Annotated in this window: 16 protein-coding genes; 14 read left to right on the top strand and 2 right to left on the bottom strand. The window is 59.5% G+C overall.

Going from position 1 to position 15,220, the window contains the following annotated elements; translation table 11 throughout:
• A partial coding sequence (locus WAO69_RS15195; protein ID WP_422180633.1) for a response regulator occupies window positions 1-314 on the bottom strand: 314 nt, incomplete at its 3' end.
• A 97-nt stretch (window positions 315-411) separates the two neighbouring features.
• On the opposite strand from WAO69_RS15195, the gene WAO69_RS15200 reads away from it, so the two are divergent.
• From WAO69_RS15200 to WAO69_RS15260, 13 genes are all read left to right on the top strand, one after another.
• Complete coding sequence (locus WAO69_RS15200) at window positions 412-696, top strand: DUF3572 domain-containing protein (RefSeq protein ID WP_422180635.1); 285 nt, start codon at window positions 412-414, stop codon at window positions 694-696.
• A gap of 2 nt (window positions 697-698) precedes the next feature.
• Window positions 699-1,397, top strand: a complete 699-nt coding sequence (locus tag WAO69_RS15205; protein WP_422180664.1) for an HAD family hydrolase — start codon at window positions 699-701, stop codon at window positions 1,395-1,397.
• 12 nt (window positions 1,398-1,409) lie between these two features.
• Window positions 1,410-1,895: a RidA family protein gene (locus tag WAO69_RS15210; protein WP_422180637.1), complete on the top strand. Its 486-nt coding sequence runs from the start codon at window positions 1,410-1,412 to the stop codon at window positions 1,893-1,895.
• Between the two features lie 116 nt (window positions 1,896-2,011).
• The gene (locus WAO69_RS15215) at window positions 2,012-3,571 is read left to right on the top strand and encodes a trimethylamine methyltransferase family protein (protein WP_422180640.1); all 1,560 of its coding nucleotides are present in this window, start codon (window positions 2,012-2,014) and stop codon (window positions 3,569-3,571) included.
• Between the two features lie 107 nt (window positions 3,572-3,678).
• On the top strand, window positions 3,679-5,451 hold the full coding sequence (locus WAO69_RS15220) for a hypothetical protein (protein WP_422180642.1): 1,773 nt from the start codon (window positions 3,679-3,681) through the stop codon (window positions 5,449-5,451).
• A gap of 99 nt (window positions 5,452-5,550) precedes the next feature.
• A complete protein-coding gene (locus tag WAO69_RS15225; RefSeq protein WP_422180644.1) occupies window positions 5,551-6,150 on the top strand; it encodes a heme NO-binding domain-containing protein in 600 nt (199 codons plus the stop codon).
• Window positions 6,147-7,130 (top strand): diguanylate cyclase domain-containing protein, encoded by a 984-nt coding sequence (locus WAO69_RS15230; protein ID WP_422180646.1) that lies wholly within the window; start codon window positions 6,147-6,149, stop codon window positions 7,128-7,130. Before WAO69_RS15225 ends, WAO69_RS15230 begins: the two co-directional genes overlap by 4 nt.
• Window positions 7,131-7,190: 60 nt before the next feature.
• Complete coding sequence (locus tag WAO69_RS15235; protein WP_422180648.1) at window positions 7,191-7,832, top strand: helix-turn-helix domain-containing protein; 642 nt, start codon at window positions 7,191-7,193, stop codon at window positions 7,830-7,832.
• 157 nt (window positions 7,833-7,989) lie between these two features.
• Entirely contained in the window at window positions 7,990-8,877 is an 888-nt protein-coding gene (locus WAO69_RS15240) for a class II glutamine amidotransferase (RefSeq protein WP_422180650.1), read from the top strand.
• Between the two features lie 2 nt (window positions 8,878-8,879).
• Window positions 8,880-9,563, top strand: coding sequence for a protein GlxC (locus tag WAO69_RS15245; RefSeq protein WP_422180652.1), 684 nt, complete (start codon window positions 8,880-8,882; stop codon window positions 9,561-9,563).
• Between the two features lie 2 nt (window positions 9,564-9,565).
• Window positions 9,566-10,891 (top strand): FMN-binding glutamate synthase family protein, encoded by a 1,326-nt coding sequence (locus tag WAO69_RS15250; protein WP_422180654.1) that lies wholly within the window; start codon window positions 9,566-9,568, stop codon window positions 10,889-10,891.
• Window positions 10,892-10,948: 57 nt separating this feature from the next.
• Window positions 10,949-12,268, top strand: coding sequence for a type III glutamate--ammonia ligase (gene glnT / locus WAO69_RS15255; protein ID WP_422180656.1), 1,320 nt, complete (start codon window positions 10,949-10,951; stop codon window positions 12,266-12,268).
• Window positions 12,269-12,384: 116 nt separating this feature from the next.
• Complete coding sequence (locus tag WAO69_RS15260; RefSeq protein WP_422180658.1) at window positions 12,385-13,623, top strand: tyrosine-type recombinase/integrase; 1,239 nt, start codon at window positions 12,385-12,387, stop codon at window positions 13,621-13,623.
• A 243-nt stretch (window positions 13,624-13,866) separates the two neighbouring features.
• Here WAO69_RS15260 and WAO69_RS15265 read toward each other — a convergent pair whose 3' ends face one another.
• Complete coding sequence (locus WAO69_RS15265; protein WP_422180660.1) at window positions 13,867-14,283, bottom strand: VOC family protein; 417 nt, start codon at window positions 14,281-14,283, stop codon at window positions 13,867-13,869.
• Between the two features lie 521 nt (window positions 14,284-14,804).
• On the opposite strand from WAO69_RS15265, the gene WAO69_RS15270 reads away from it, so the two are divergent.
• Window positions 14,805-15,220 (top strand): hypothetical protein (locus WAO69_RS15270; RefSeq protein ID WP_422180662.1); only part of this gene is annotated, 416 nt, incomplete at its 3' end.

The following is a 15,220-nucleotide window of genomic DNA, read 5'->3' on the forward strand; positions in this document are numbered from 1 at the left end:
CGCGCAAAGACATCGTCAGCCCCCGCCCTGAGCAGGCACAGGCGGTCGGCCTCATCCTGGCTGCGGGCGATCGCGATGATCGGCACATGGAGCAGCATTTTGTCGGCCTTGAACTGCGCACAGATCATCGCCGCACGCCCATCCGGCAGGTTGTCGGACAGGATGATCAACGTGGGGGCTTCGCGACGCGCCTGGGCCAAAAGGCCTTCTGCGCTGCCGGTGACGATGACATCATAGCTCCACGGCTTGAGCTTGGCCTTGAGCAAAATGCGGTTGGTTGCGACGCCATCAGCTATGAGAACCGTTCCCTGCACCATAACCCCTTCATCGTGATGCTTGACCTGTGCGCCACAGTCTTTAGGTAAAACGGTTAACAAACCCTTTCCGACATCGGTAAAAGTGTTCTCACCCATGGCCATGACGCAAGACTACGCCGAGACGATCGCCCTGAAGGCGCTGGGCTGGCTTGTGGGCAACGAAGACCTGCTGCCCGTCTTTCTGGGGGCATCGGGAGCATCGCAATCAGACCTGCAGGCCCGCGCGGGGGATCCGGATTTCCTGGGGTCCGTTCTGGAGTTTCTGACGATGGATGATGCCTGGATCATCGCCTTCTGCGATGCGCATGAGATCGGCTATGAGGTTCCGCTGCAGGCCCGTTGGGCCTTGCCAGGCGGGGCTTCGGTGCATTGGACATGAGCATGGATATCGGCGCGATCCTGTTTGACAAGGACGGCACTCTGTTTGATTTCGGCGCGACATGGGAAGCCTGGGCGTCGTCGTTTCTGATGCGCGCAACCGGCGGGGATCGCGCCCGCGCGGCAGAGATCGGGCACCATATCGGCTTCGATCTGGAACACCGTGCCTTTGCCCGCGACAGTGTCGTGATCGCCGGCACCCCGGGCGAGATCACCTGCGCTCTCCTGCCGCACTTTCCCGACGTCGATGCGGATGCGTTTCTGGCGATGCTGAACGATGAGGCCGCGACGGCACCGCAGGCCGAGGCAGTGCCGCTGATCCCGTTCCTTGACGGGCTGATCCGGCGCGGTCTGACGCTGGGCGTCATGACAAATGACAGCGAGGCGGTGGCGCTTGCGCATCTGGGCGAAGCGCAGGTGCGGGATCGGTTCGCCTTCATTGCCGGGTTCGACAGCGGATACGGTGCGAAACCGGCCCCCGAGCCCTTGTTGGCGTTTTGCAAGGCCACGGGGGTTACGCCGGATCGGGCGATCATGGTGGGCGACAGCACCCATGATCTGATCGCCGGGCGGCGCGCGGGCATGGGCACGGTCGGCGTCTTGACAGGCATGGCCGAGGCCGAGACACTGGCCCCCTATGCTGATGTGATTTTCCCCGATATCGGCCATCTGCCCGGCTGGCTTGACGGGTCCAGAAAATGAGGGGTTTGTCCCATGTCACGTGTTGAGACCCGCCTGGCCGAGCGTGGACTTGTGCTTCCGGCACCGTTGAAAATCCCCGAAGGGATGGTTCTGCCCTTTCCCGAAGTCAACATTCGCGGGGATCGCGCGATCATTTCGGGGCAGGGACCGTTGAACCCCGATGGCACCTTGTCAGGCCCGTTTGGCAAGGTCGGAATCGATGTGAGCGTGCAGGAGGCCAACCATCTGGCGCAGATGACGGGGCTGGCGATGATCGCCGGGCTCAAACGCGCGCTGGGCGATCTGGACCGGGTGACGGGATGGGTGCGGGTGTTCGGCATGGTCAATTGCAGCCCGGATTTCAGCCAGCAACCCACCGTGATCAACGGGTTTTCCGATCTGATTCTGGATGTGTTCGGCCCTGAGATCGGGCGTCACGCACGCTCGGCAGTGGGGATGGCGTCGCTGCCGATGCAGCTGGCGGTCGAGATCGAGGGCGAAGTGGCGTTCAAGCTCTGAGCATTTCGGGTTTTGGCTGGTCTGCGGGAAAAAACGACAAGGCGCGTCGCAAACAGCGCCGCTTGGCGGTGTGATTTGAGGCCTTCTTCGGATGACGTTGATCCAGGAGGGACCTCATGGCAGATGCAGCGACACGCAAGAAACGCGGCGGCGGACGGGCGGGCAATGCGCACCGGCGCGGAGGCGAAGTGATCGAGCAGATGCCCTGGCGCATCCCGGTCAACATCGATCGCCCCACCGAACCCCTGAGCGAAGAAGGTGTGGCCGCCATCCACGAAGGCGCGATGCGCATTCTGGAGGAAATCGGGGTCGAGTTCCTGAACCCCGAGGCGCTGGCGATCTTCAAGCAGGCGGGCTGCAAGGTCGAGGGTGACCTGGTCAGGATGGACCGGGATTTCGTGATGGAGATGGTGGGCAAGGCCCCGTCTGAATTCACCATCACACCGCGCAACCCCGCGCGTCAGATCCCCATTGGCGGCAAGCACATCGTGTTTGGCAACGTGTCCTCACCGCCAAATTACTGGGATATGGAACTGGGCCGGAAGGTTCCGGGCAATCGCGAGATGTGTCAGAACCTGCTCAAGCTGACGCAATATTTCAACTGCATTCATTTCGCCGGCGGTTATCCTGTAGAGCCGGTGGATATCCATGCCAGCGTGCGCCATCTGGACGTGCTCTATGACAAGCTGACGCTGACGGACAAGGTGATGCACGCCTATAGCCTTGGCAAGGAGCGGGTCGAGGATGTGATGGAGATGGTGCGCATCGCCGGTGGATTGTCGCATGAGGAATTCGACGCCACTCCGCGGATGTATACCAACATCAATTCGACCTCGCCGCTCAAGCATGACTATCCGATGATGGATGGCTGGATGCGTCTGGCGCGGCGCGGTCAGGCGCTGGTGGTCACACCTTTCACCCTGGCCGGTGCCATGGCACCTGTCACGATGGCCGGTGCCGTGGCGCAATCGATTGCCGAGGGGCTGTGCGCGATTGCGCTGGCGCAATACATCAATCCCGGCGTGGCCTGTGCGATCGGCACGTTCACGTCGAATGTCGACATGAAATCGGGCGCGCCGGCCTTCGGAACGCCCGAATACATGCGCGCAACCCAGATGACGGGACAGCTGGCGCGGTTTTACGGCCTGCCCATGCGCTCGTCGGGGGTCTGTGCGGCCAATGTGCCGGATGGTCAGGCGATGTGGGAGACCTCGAACAGCCTTTGGGCGGCAGTCCAGTCAGGCACCAACATGGTCTATCACGCCGCCGGATGGCTTGAGGGCGGGTTGATCGCCTCGCCTGAGAAATTCATCATGGATTGCGAGCTCTTGCAGCAGATCCAGCGCTATATGGAGCCCGTGATTACCGCCACGGGACCAGATGAAATTGCGCTGGACGCGATCAAGGAGGTAGGCAACCAAGGCCACTTCTTTGGCATCCAGCACACGCAGGATCGCTATACCACGGCCTTTTATCAGCCCTTCCTGTCGGATTGGAAAAACTATGAAGCCTGGGAGGCGGCCGGCGCGGTCTGGACGCCTGAGCGTGCGCATCACATGTTCAAGGAGATCATCGGCAGTTTCGAGGCGCCGCCCCTCGATGAAGCCATCCGCGAAGAGCTTGCCGCATTCGTCGAGAGGCGCAAGCGCGAGGGCGGGGCACCGACGGATTTCTGAAGCGTCATGGCGTGGTTGAACCGGCTGTAGCCGATCCCGCCACGCAAGCCCTTGGCCCTGATCCCGCTTGGCTATAGCTTTGGTGCGAAGCCAACAAGGGTGCGGGAATGACGGACAGCGATGCAGGTGTGGGCGGGCGGGTCTTTCTGATTGGATTTGGCGCTCTGGCGGCCTTTTGCCTTTGGGTGCTGGCCGATAGCTGGGGTGCCGATCTGCTGGGCGCGCGGGTTTTTCTGACGCTGTTTTCCTTTGCGGCCGTGTTCTTTGGTGTGGCGCTTGCTGTGACCGGACCTGTGTCGGTAGGGCGAGCGGTGCTTGCCGGGCTGATGGTGGCTGTTCCGATTTCGACTCTGATCAGCTGGGCGGGCTTTCGCTTTGATGAGGCCGGTCAGTTTCTGGATGACCCCCGGGCGCTGGCGGTTGCCGGGGTGATGGTGGTTCTGGCGACTCCGTTTGTGTCGGTGTGGATGTCGCAGCGTGAGCGGGTTTTTGACTATGCCACTCTGTTTGACACGGCCTGGACAATCGCTGTGCGCTATGTGGCGGGCTGGCTGTTTGTCGGCGTGTTCTGGGTCATTGTGTTCTTGTCGAACTCCTTGCTGGAACTTGTTGATATCGAGGTCATTCAGGTTCTTTTCGAGGTCGACTGGGTCCGCTTTGCGCTGAGCGGCGCGGTGCTGGGTCTTGGCCTTGCGGTGGCGTTCGAGCTCAGGAAATATGTCTCGCCCCTGCTTTTGTTGCGATTGCTGCGGCTTTTGCTGCCGATCGTTCTGGGTGTGGTTGCCGTGTTCATCGCCGCTTTGCCGTTTCGGGGGCTGTCACATCTGTTTGGCGAATTCTCGTCAGCGGGAACGCTGATGGGGGTTGCGATTGCCGCGATCTCGCTCATCAGTGTGGCGCTGGATCGTGACGATGCCGATGGGATCAACACCCCTGGCATGAAGGCGGCGGCGCGGGCTTTGGCAATGACGGTGCCGGTGCTGAGCGGTTTGGCGCTCTGGTCGGTGGTCCTGCGGGTCCAGCAGTATCAATGGACGCCCGAGAGGGTACTGGCGATCACGGTTGCGGCTGTCTTGCTGATCTATGGTCTGACTTATGCCATCGCGGCGCTGCGCGGGCGTGGCTGGCGCGGTGCGATCCGACGCGGGAACGTGACCATGGCGTTGATCGCGATGGTGGTGGCCGCACTGTGGCTGACGCCGGTTCTGAATGCAGAAAGGATCTCGGCCCAAAGCCAGTTGGCGCGCTTTGAGACCGGTGAGGCGACGCCCGAACAATTGCCCCTCTGGGAGATGGCCAATGACTGGGGTCATGCCGGCCAGGCCGCGCTGGCCGCGCTTGAGGCGCAGGCGCAGCAGGCACCGGACGGCGATCTGAGCACGCGCCTGTCGGCGTTGGCGGGGTCCGAGACGCGGTTTGATTTCGAACAGCGCATGAACACTGAAACGGCGTTGATCGGGCTTGGCCAGTTGGTACCGCTGATGGCGGTGCGCCCGGTTGGGGCGATCGAACTGACCGAAGAGATGTTTGCCGGATTGCCTGATTATCGCCTGACCCGTTGGCAGCAGGGCTGCGCGCGTCAGGATGGGGGCGGGCCGAGCTGCGTGTGGGTCTCCGGTGCCTTCCTGCCGGGTATCCCGGCAGATGAACAGGCGGTGATCCTGTTTCACGCGGCAGGCCGGGTTGTGGGCAATCATGTGACTCTTGAAAACGGCCAGATCACCGATCGGGTGCGCGAGCTTTATGACATGGGCTCGGACAGTTGGGCCGAGTTGCCCGCAGATGCCATCGCCCGGGTCTTGTCCGGCGACTTCGAGGTGGTGCCCAGCGGCGTGTCGGTGTTGCAGCTGGACAAGCTGCGGTTGCTGCCGGGCAACTGAGGGCGCCTGCAGGGGCTAAAAATACCGAAAATTGAACCTGTTGGGACGCCGTTAAGCAGTGCTGCGCGATGCTGAAACCTTCTGAGGTCAGAGGTATCCATGCATGGATTGATCAACACCGCGATCGAGGCGTTCGCCCGCGAGACATATGGGCAGGATCTGTGGCTGCGCGTCAGCGATGAGGCCGGTCTTGGCTTTACCTCTTTCGAGGCGATGCTGAGCTATGAGGACAGCGTGACGGATCGCACCATCACCGCCCTGGCGTGCCTGCTGGGCCGTGCGCGCGACCCATTGCTTGAGGATCTTGGGACATTCCTTGTGACCAGCCCCACCTTGCCCGCGATCCGCCGGTTGCTGCGCTTTGGGGGCGTGACCTATGAGGATTTTCTGCACTCGCTCGAAGAATTGCCGGATCGGGTGCGGCTGGCAGTCGATGATCTGTCCTTGCCGGGCCTGAGCCTGATCGAGCAGGGGCAGGGGCGGTTCGTGCTGCATTGTGATCCCGGTCTCGAGGGGTATGGCCATGTCATGGTGGGCGTTTTGCGCGCCATTGCGGATGATTACGGCGCATTGGCGATGCTGGATCATCAGGGTGCGCGCGCGGGGGACAGCACCGGCGGCGAGGCGATCTCGATCGCAATCATCGAGGACACCTATGCCGAGGGCAGAAGTTTTGAGTTGGGGATGGGATCATCATGATGAAACGGTCGATGGATCTGATTTGTCCGATGCATGCGGTGGTCGCAACGCAGGGACAGATCCTGCATGCGGGTCCGACGCTGCGCAAACTGCGCCCGGAACGGGAATTGGTCGGCAGGCCCTTCCTTGAGATCTTCGACGTGATGATCCCACGGGATGTCATGCGCACCGAAGATCTGTTTGCCCATATGGGCCGCAAGCTGCATCTGCGCTTTCGCGACAGCCCGCAGACCACGTTCAAGGCCATCGGCATGCCTGCCATCGACGCAGAGGGGATGCTGCTCAACCTGTCCTTCGGAATTTCCGTGGTCGAGGCGGTGCAGGACTATGCGCTGAGCAATACCGATTTCGCGCCCACGGATCTGACCATCGAGATGCTGTATCTGGTCGAGGCAAAATCGGCCGCAATGGATGCATCGCGCCGCCTGAATGAACGGTTGCAGGCGGCCAAGACGGCGGCCGAGCATCTGGCGCTGACCGATGCGTTGACAGGGTTGGACAATCGGCGGGGGTTGGAAAACTTTGTGACCCGACTGATCGCGCGGGGCGGGGATTTTGCGCTGATGTTTGTGGATCTGGATTATTTCAAACAGGTGAATGACACGCTGGGTCACGCCGCCGGGGATCATGTCCTTCAACAAGTCGCCCGGATCATGCGCGAGGAAACGCGTACGCGTGACATGGTGTCCCGGGTGGGGGGCGATGAATTCGTGCTGGCCATCGATGCCGCACCCGGGCGCGATACGATCAACCGGATCGCCAGCCGCCTGATCTCGCGTCTCAGCGTGCCAATCATGTTCGGTGACATGGCCTGCCGTATCTCGGCCAGTATAGGCACGGTTTTCTCGCGCGACTATGCCACCCCTCAGATTGCCCAGCTGTTCAGCGATGGGGACAGCGCGCTTTATGCATCCAAGGAAGCCGGGCGCGGCTGCCATACGGTGTTTGACGCGGCGCAGCGTGGCGCGCAATCGGCTTGACGCTGCAGGAGGGATGACGAAACACTGCACGTATCGTCCCCTCAAGGCCAGGAGGTGCCTGTGACCGTCCCCGCCAAACCTGCCGCGCTGACGCAAGACCCGCATGCGCTGCGCGACATCCGCGAAAAGACGCTGGAGATAGCGATCGGCCGTCAGGTACGCGCCTTGCGGACGCGCCAGCGGATGACCGGGGCCGATCTGGCCGCACAGGCCGGGCTGTCGGTCGGGATGCTGTCCAAGATCGAAAATGGCGTGATCTCACCCTCGCTGCAGACCATACAGGCGCTGTCCCACGCGCTGGGTGTTCCGCTGACGGCCTTGTTTGCCGGGTTTGAAGAGCCGCGCGGCGCGATGCATGTCAAAGCCGGAGAAGGGGCCGAGACCCAGCGCGCCGGCACGCGCGCGGGTCATCAATACCACCTGTTGGGTCATATCGGTGCCAATAACTCTGGCGTGGTTGTCGAACCCTACCTGATCACGCTGACCTCGGACAGCGACCGGTTTCCGGCGTTTCAGCATGAGGGGATCGAGATCCTCTATGTGCTGGACGGGGTGGTCGGGTATCGGCATGCCGACCGGATCTATCGGCTTGAGCCGGGGGATACGCTTTTGTTCGATGCCGACGCGCCCCATGGCCCGGAAGAGCTGATCGAGCTGCCCGCGCGCTACTTGTCGATCATCTCCTATCCGCAGCAGGTCTGAACAGCCTGTTTTTTGAGCGCCTGTCAGGCAGGGTGCTTGGAAACCATCGCAGCAATGCTCAACGATGTTTCCTAAAAGGAAAAAAAATATATTGTCAGGAACAGCGTGTCTGGGTAGCACTGAAACCGGACACTGACATGACAAAAGGCGAAACATCATGTGTGGCATTGTTGGCCTGTTTCTCAAGAACGAAGATCTGCGCCCGCGTTTGGGCGATTTGCTGAGTGATATGCTGATCACGATGACAGATCGTGGTCCCGACAGCGCGGGTATCGCGATCTATGGAGATGAGGCCGAGGCGCTCAAGCTGACCGTACAATCGGATACACCGGATACCGCCTTTGACGCGCTGGAGCCTGATCTGAGCGCGGCCGCGGGCCAACCGGTGTCGGTACGCGTGATCGACACCCATGCGGTCATCCTGCTGCCCGAGGACGCGGAAGACGCCGTGCGCGCGGTTCTGGCGAAACGCGGCATTCGCGTGATGGGCGCGGGCCATTCCATGGAGATATTCAAGGAGACCGGCCTGCCCGAAGATGTCGCGCGTCGCTTTGCCATTCGCCAGATGGGCGGCACCCATGGCATTGGCCACACGCGGATGGCGACGGAATCGGCGGTGACCACGCTGGGTGCGCATCCGTTTTCCACCGATGACGATCAGTGCCTCGTGCACAATGGCTCTTTTTCCAACCACAACATCATGGGCCGGGTTCTGGCGCAAAAGGGGTTTGCCCCCCAGACCCAGAACGATACCGAAGTCGCGGCCTGTTACATCTCGTCCCGGCTGGCTGAAGGGGCCAATCTGGGCACGGCGCTCGAGGGCACGCTCAAGGATCTTGACGGCTTCTTCACCTTCGTTGTGGGCACCAGGACCGGCTTTGGCGTCGTGCGCGATCCGATTGCCTGCAAACCCGCCGTGATGGCGGAAACCGACGACTACGTCGCCTTCGGGTCCGAGTACCGCGCGCTGGCCACATTGCCCGGCATTGACGCCGCCCGCGTCTGGGAACCGGAACCCGCCACTGTTTACTTCTGGGAGCGCTGAGCATGCAGGTGATCGATCTGGAACAGACGCCGCTGCGCGAGTTGAACGCCATGTTGCAGACGCAGGCCAGGCAAACCAACATGACCGCCTGGGAAATCCATAATCCCAAGGGTGCCCACGCGGTCGCCGTCGGTCTGGACGGGCCGCTTGAGGTCACGATCAAAGGCTCGACCGGGTATTACTGCGCCGGGATGAACAAGGAAGCCACGGTGCATGTAACCGGCTCTGTCGGGCCCGGCGTGGCGGAAAACATGATGTCGGGCACCGTGATCATCGACGGCGATGCCAGCCAATATGCCGGGGCGACCGCCCATGGCGGGCTGTTGGTGATCAAGGGCAATGCCTCATCGCGCTGCGGGATCTCGATGAAGGGGATCGACATCGTGGTACATGGCAATATCGGCCACATGTCGGCCTTCATGGCGCAGAAGGGCAACCTTGTGGTGCTGGGAGACGCGGGCGAGGCGCTGGGCGATTCCCTTTATGAGGCGCGGATTTTCGTACGCGGTGCGGTGAAATCCCTAGGTGCCGATTGCATCGAGAAAGAGATGCGGCCCGAACATCACACGCAGCTGGCCGCGTTGCTGGAGCGCGCGGGAGCGGATGCGAAACCCGAAGAATTCCGCCGCTATGGCTCGGCGCGCAAGCTCTATAACTTTGATATCGACAACGCGGGGGAGTATTGATCATGGACCGCACTCCGAACACCGTACCGCGCAAAAGCTGGACCTTTTCCGACGAAGTGAATTCGGAAATCCGCCGGGCCGCGGCGACAGGTATCTATGATATCCGCGGCGGTGGGGCCAAACGCCGTGTGCCGCATTTCGATGACCTGCTGTTTCTCGGGGCCTCGATCAGCCGCTATCCGCTGGAAGGATATCGCGAACGTTGCGAGACCAAGGTCACGTTGGGCACCCGTTTTGCCAGCAAGCCGATCGAACTGGATATACCGATCACCATTGCGGGCATGAGCTTTGGGTCCCTCTCGGGTCCGGCCAAGGAGGCGTTGGGGCGCGGCGCGACCTTGGCGGGCACCTCGACCACCACCGGAGACGGCGGGATGACCGAGGAAGAGCGGGGGCATTCGGCCAAGCTGGTCTATCAGTATCTGCCAAGCCGCTATGGCATGAACCCGGACGATCTGCGCCGCGCGGATGCGATCGAGGTTGTCGTGGGTCAGGGTGCCAAGCCCGGCGGCGGCGGTATGCTCCTGGGTCAGAAGATCACCGAACGGGTGGCGGGTATGCGCGATCTGCCCATGGGTGTCGATCAGCGCTCTGCCTGTCGCCATCCGGACTGGACCGGGCCCGATGATCTGGAAATCAAGATTCTCGAACTGCGCGAGATCACCGGTTGGGAAAAGCCGATCTATATCAAGATCGGTGGCGCAAGGCCCTATTATGACGTGGCTTTGGCGGTCAAGGCCGGGGCTGATGTGATCGTGCTGGACGGCATGCAGGGCGGCACGGCGGCGACGCAGGATGTGTTCATCGAACATGTGGGCCAGCCCACGCTGGCTTGTATCCGGCCGGCGGTCAAAGCGCTTCAGGATCTGGGCATGCATCGCAAGGTACAACTGGTTGTATCGGGCGGTATCCGCACCGGGGCGGATGTGGCCAAGGCGCTGGCACTGGGGGCGGATGCGGTCTCGATCGGGTCTGCGGCGCTGATCGCCATCGGAGACAATGATCCGAAATGGGAGGCCGAGTATCAGGCGTTGGGCAGCACGGCCGGGGCCTATGATGACTGGCATGAGGGCAGGGACCCTGCGGGCATCACCACGCAGGATCCCGATCTAATGTCACGGCTTGATCCGGTGGAAGCAGGACGGCGGCTGCGCAATTACCTCAATGTGCTGACACTGGAATGCCAGACCATCGCGCGGGCCTGTGGCAAAAGCCACGTGCACAACCTCGAACCCGAGGATCTCTGCGCCCTGACGATAGAAGCTGCCGCCATGGCTCAGGTGCCCTTGGCGGGAACCGAGTGGATTCCGGGGAAATCAGGTATGTAATGTGGCGGACGCGGCCAAAACCGCGTCCGACCGAGTTTAGAGCAAAGGACCATCAATATGACCGATCTTGCCGCGTTCGCCGCAGAAAATGGCGTTAAGTTCTTCATGATCTCGTTCACCGACCTCTTTGGCGGGCAACGGGCCAAGCTGGTTCCGGCGCAAGCCATCGCGGATATGCAGCAGGACGGGGCCGGATTCGCAGGCTTTGCGGCCTGGCTCGATATGTCGCCAGCCGATCCGGACATGCTGGCGGTCCCTGATCCCGACACGGTGATCCAGTTGCCCTGGAAGCCCGAGGTGGCCTGGGTTGCCGCCAACCCGGTGATGGAGGGGGCCGAGGTTGCTCAGGCCCCACGCAACGTGCTGCGCGCGATGGTGGCCAAAGCCGGCGCAAAGGGCATGCGTGTCAAAACCGGGATCGAGGCCGAGTTCTTCCTGCTCACTCCGGATGGCAAGGAGATTTCAGATCCCGCCGACACCGCGGCCAAGCCCTGTTATGATCAACAGGCGGTGATGCGGCGCTATGATGTGATCGCCGAGATCTGCGAATACATGCTGGACCTGGGCTGGGGACCCTATCAGAACGATCACGAGGACGCCAATGGCCAGTTCGAGATGAACTGGGATTTCGCCGATGCGCTGGTGACGGCGGATCGCCACTCGTTCTTCAAGTTCATGGTCAAATCCGTGGCCGAGAAATACGGGCTGCGCGCCACTTTCATGCCAAAACCCATCGCCAATCTGACCGGCAACGGCTGTCATGCGCATATCTCGGTCTGGGACATGGAGGGCAAGTCCAACGTCTTTGCCACGGATACCGGAACCGGTCCTGCGGGCGAGCTTGGCCTGTCCGAGCAGGGCAGCCACTTCCTTGGGGGCATCATGCGGCATGCAGAGGCCCTGGCCGCGCTGACCAACCCCACGGTGAACAGCTACAAGCGCATCAACGCCCCGGCGACCCTGTCGGGTGCCAGCTGGGCCCCCAATACGGTCACCTGGACCGGCAACAACCGCACTCATATGGTGCGCGTCCCCGGCCCGGGCCGGTTCGAGCTGCGTCTGCCGGACGGGGCGGCCAACCCCTATCTGCTGCAGGCCGCCATCATCGCCGCCGGTCTGTCGGGACTCGAGGCAAAAGCCGATCCCGGCCCGCGCCATGATATCAACATGTATACCGATGGTCATACGGTCAAAGATGCCGTGCGCCTGCCGCTGAACCTCATGGATGCGATCCGCGCCTTCCAGTCCGACACGGGCCTAACCACGATGCTGGGTGCCGAATTTTCGGCCAGCTATGCCAAGATGAAACTGCAGGAATGGCAAAGCTACATGCAGCATTTCTCGGACTGGGAGCGTGAGAACACGCTGGATATCTGAGGGGAAGACGACGTGGCAGCCCGTAGGGGAGGGGATAACATGAGGGCTAATCCCCTTTTTTCATTGATTTACAGCTGCTTGAGTCTATACCTACGGGGAAAACCTACGGGGAAAAGATGCCCAGATACCTAGAGAGACAGTTCAACACTTGGCATGTTGTCGTCTACATCCCCAAGGATGTTCAGCCCTATTTCAGGAAGACCAAGTTCACTCAGACCCTGCAAACTGACAGCAGGTCAGAGGCTGAAGTTCTCAAGTTGCCCTACGTCGCTGAGTGGAAGGCCCTCATCAAAGCTGCCCGCAACAACAGGGGTCCGGTCAGCCTGCAAGCCATAGCCGATGAGGTCAGGCTGCTGCGCGACGAAATCAAAACTAAGTGGAAAGGCTTTGAGGATGAGGCCATTATGGAGTTGGCATACAATCTACGCGACAATCCAGACCAAGACTATGCTGAGGAACTGCTATCAAGGGTTCAGGGTGACTGGACCCCAACAGAAGGGTTCATTGAAGACTGGATAGCCCAAGCCGAGTTTCAGCCCAAGACAGCAGATGAGGCTAGGGCCAACCTCACGCTGTTCTGCGACAAGTTCAGGTTCTTTGAGACTGTGGGAAAGGAAGACCTTGAGGGCTGGGTAGATGAACTGCGTTCGAGTCTGAGTGTCCCGACAGTCAAAAAGAAAGTCGGGCATGTCAGAGGCTACTGGCAGTTCTGTGTTGATAAGAAACACACCAAGGCGCCCCCGCCACCTCAAGGGTTGGTCAAGGCACCCAAGCGCAGCAAGGCCCTAGTCGCTGAGGAAATGAGGTCAAAACGTAAGTCTTGGACTGTCGAAGATTACCACAAGCTGCTGGCTGCTAGACCAGACGACACCGTTCTGAACGATCTGATTAGGCTGGGTGCCCATACAGGGATGCGGAGGGAAGAACTGTGCGCCATGAAGCTGGAACAGGTGAAGTCTGACAGGTTTGTTGTCGAAGATGCCAAGTCTGCTGCTGGGTGGCGTGAAATCCCCATCCATTCGGACATCAAGCAGCTTGTGGCTAGGCTGTTCGATGAAAGCACAGACGGCTACTTGTTACCCGACCTGACAGCCAACAAATACGGGCATAGAGGGTCAGTCATTGGGCATAGGTTCAGCCGCCTAAAGACCAGTCTGGGCTACCCAAAGAACTTTGTGTTTCACTCGTTCAGGAAGACCCTAACCTCCATGATGCGGGATGCTGGAATCCCTGAAAGTCAGGCAGCGCTCATCGTTGGGCACGACTTGGACACCATGACTTATGGTCTGTATGGCAACGACATCAGCTTTGCTAGGAAGGCTGAAATCATGGCGTCTGTTTCCTACAGGCTGTAGGTTTGGCCTCTCGGCCACGTCGCCGCAGTCGTTGAGTGCATTTAACGGCACTTCCAGAAAAAACGCGGGGCTGAGCGGCACTGACGGGCATCTTGTCGCCCCTATCATTGCACACCTGCTAGATGAGAATGGCAACTCAGTGATGGGTATACCGCAAGAGGAACTGGATGAGGTTCTGGCTGAAGCTGCTGATGCTATCCCTGATGCTGTGTCGGAAATCTATCAGTTTTGGCGTTCTCTTGGTCAGCCAACGGCCTGATGCACTTCGATGACATTGCCCTCAGGATCATGGAAAAACACCTGATGCCACTCTTTGGCAAATGCAGTCCCATAGTCCGAATAAGGGATGCCGTGCTGATCTAACAGAGCTTTGAACGCTGCTATGTCGTCCGTCCTGAAGGCTATATGCCCCCGCTCAACGGGGTTGATGACCTCCCCATTCTTGAAGGCGACAGTAAGGTCTTTGGTGGCGAGGTGCATCTGCATCTGACCATCGGTAGCAAATCTAATCTTTCCATCGTAACCACTGGTCGAGGTGGCTTCAGGTCGTGGGAATGTGGTCATCGGAATATCAGCTAGACCAAGGATGTTGGTGTAGAAGTCATGCAGCCTATCGACGTCTTCAGCGACATAGTTGATGTGGTGGAACTCTAGCTTCATGGCTTCGTCTCTATTTCCCTTGGTAATGGAATGCCTATATCGTCAACAATAGCGCTGTAGCAAAACCCTTAGGCGGATTCCTCTTGTGTATTTTGATAACTCATTTAACTTTTCACGACAAATAAGATAAAAGTTGATGTTGATATTCTTAAGATTCGGCTTCAGATCACTTTCATCATACATACCTGTACTAGAATAATTATCCTCTATGTTCGCCTCTAAAATACCCCAGCTGCTAGAAAGGGTCTGGGCAGATGTCCATGTCGGGTAGGTCTGTCCTAGAACATCGGTAGATATGATCTCGCTTCGCTGTGGGGGAGAGTGGATTCCAATTTCCTCTGGGGGTAACCCGACCGACTCGCGCCGTCTGCGATCAGGCAGATACCGCTCGGGCCGAAAAAGGCTTGGCAAGCAGACAGATTCAGGCGAATTTGCGTTGAAAGACATGCAGCTTGGGGAATGTCGGTTGTTATCAAACGGCATCCACTAGGGGGATGTCAGATGATAGGAGAGCATTCAGAATGAATAAATTCACAGTGGGCCTTTTCAGTGCTGTGTTGTCTATATGTGTCGGTTTTGCGGAGCTAGCGTTTTCTGAAGAAAGTGCAAATACATTCCGTCGGGATAATTTTTTTATCATTGAATCATCAGAAGCTAACGGGCTCAAAGGCGATAGAAAAAAAGTTAAACTTAAGCTTACCGCTGGATTTCCTGATGGCAGGGGTCCTTTTCCAGTTGTTGTGATTTTGCATGGCTCAGGTAACATGAAAGGAAGAGACGTTGAGCTTGGAAAGATCCTGGTTGAAAATGGCGTTGCCTGGCTCGGTGTGCAAACTTTTGATTCAAGGCGTCTTTCCAACACTAACTATTTTCTCAGATTAGCTAAGGCAAATATTTTTGATCAAGTCAACGATGCGTACGCAGCTCTAAATTTTAT

It is taken from the genome of Aestuariivita sp. (assembly GCF_049276915.1).
GTDB lineage: Bacteria > Pseudomonadota > Alphaproteobacteria > Rhodobacterales > Rhodobacteraceae > Aestuariivita.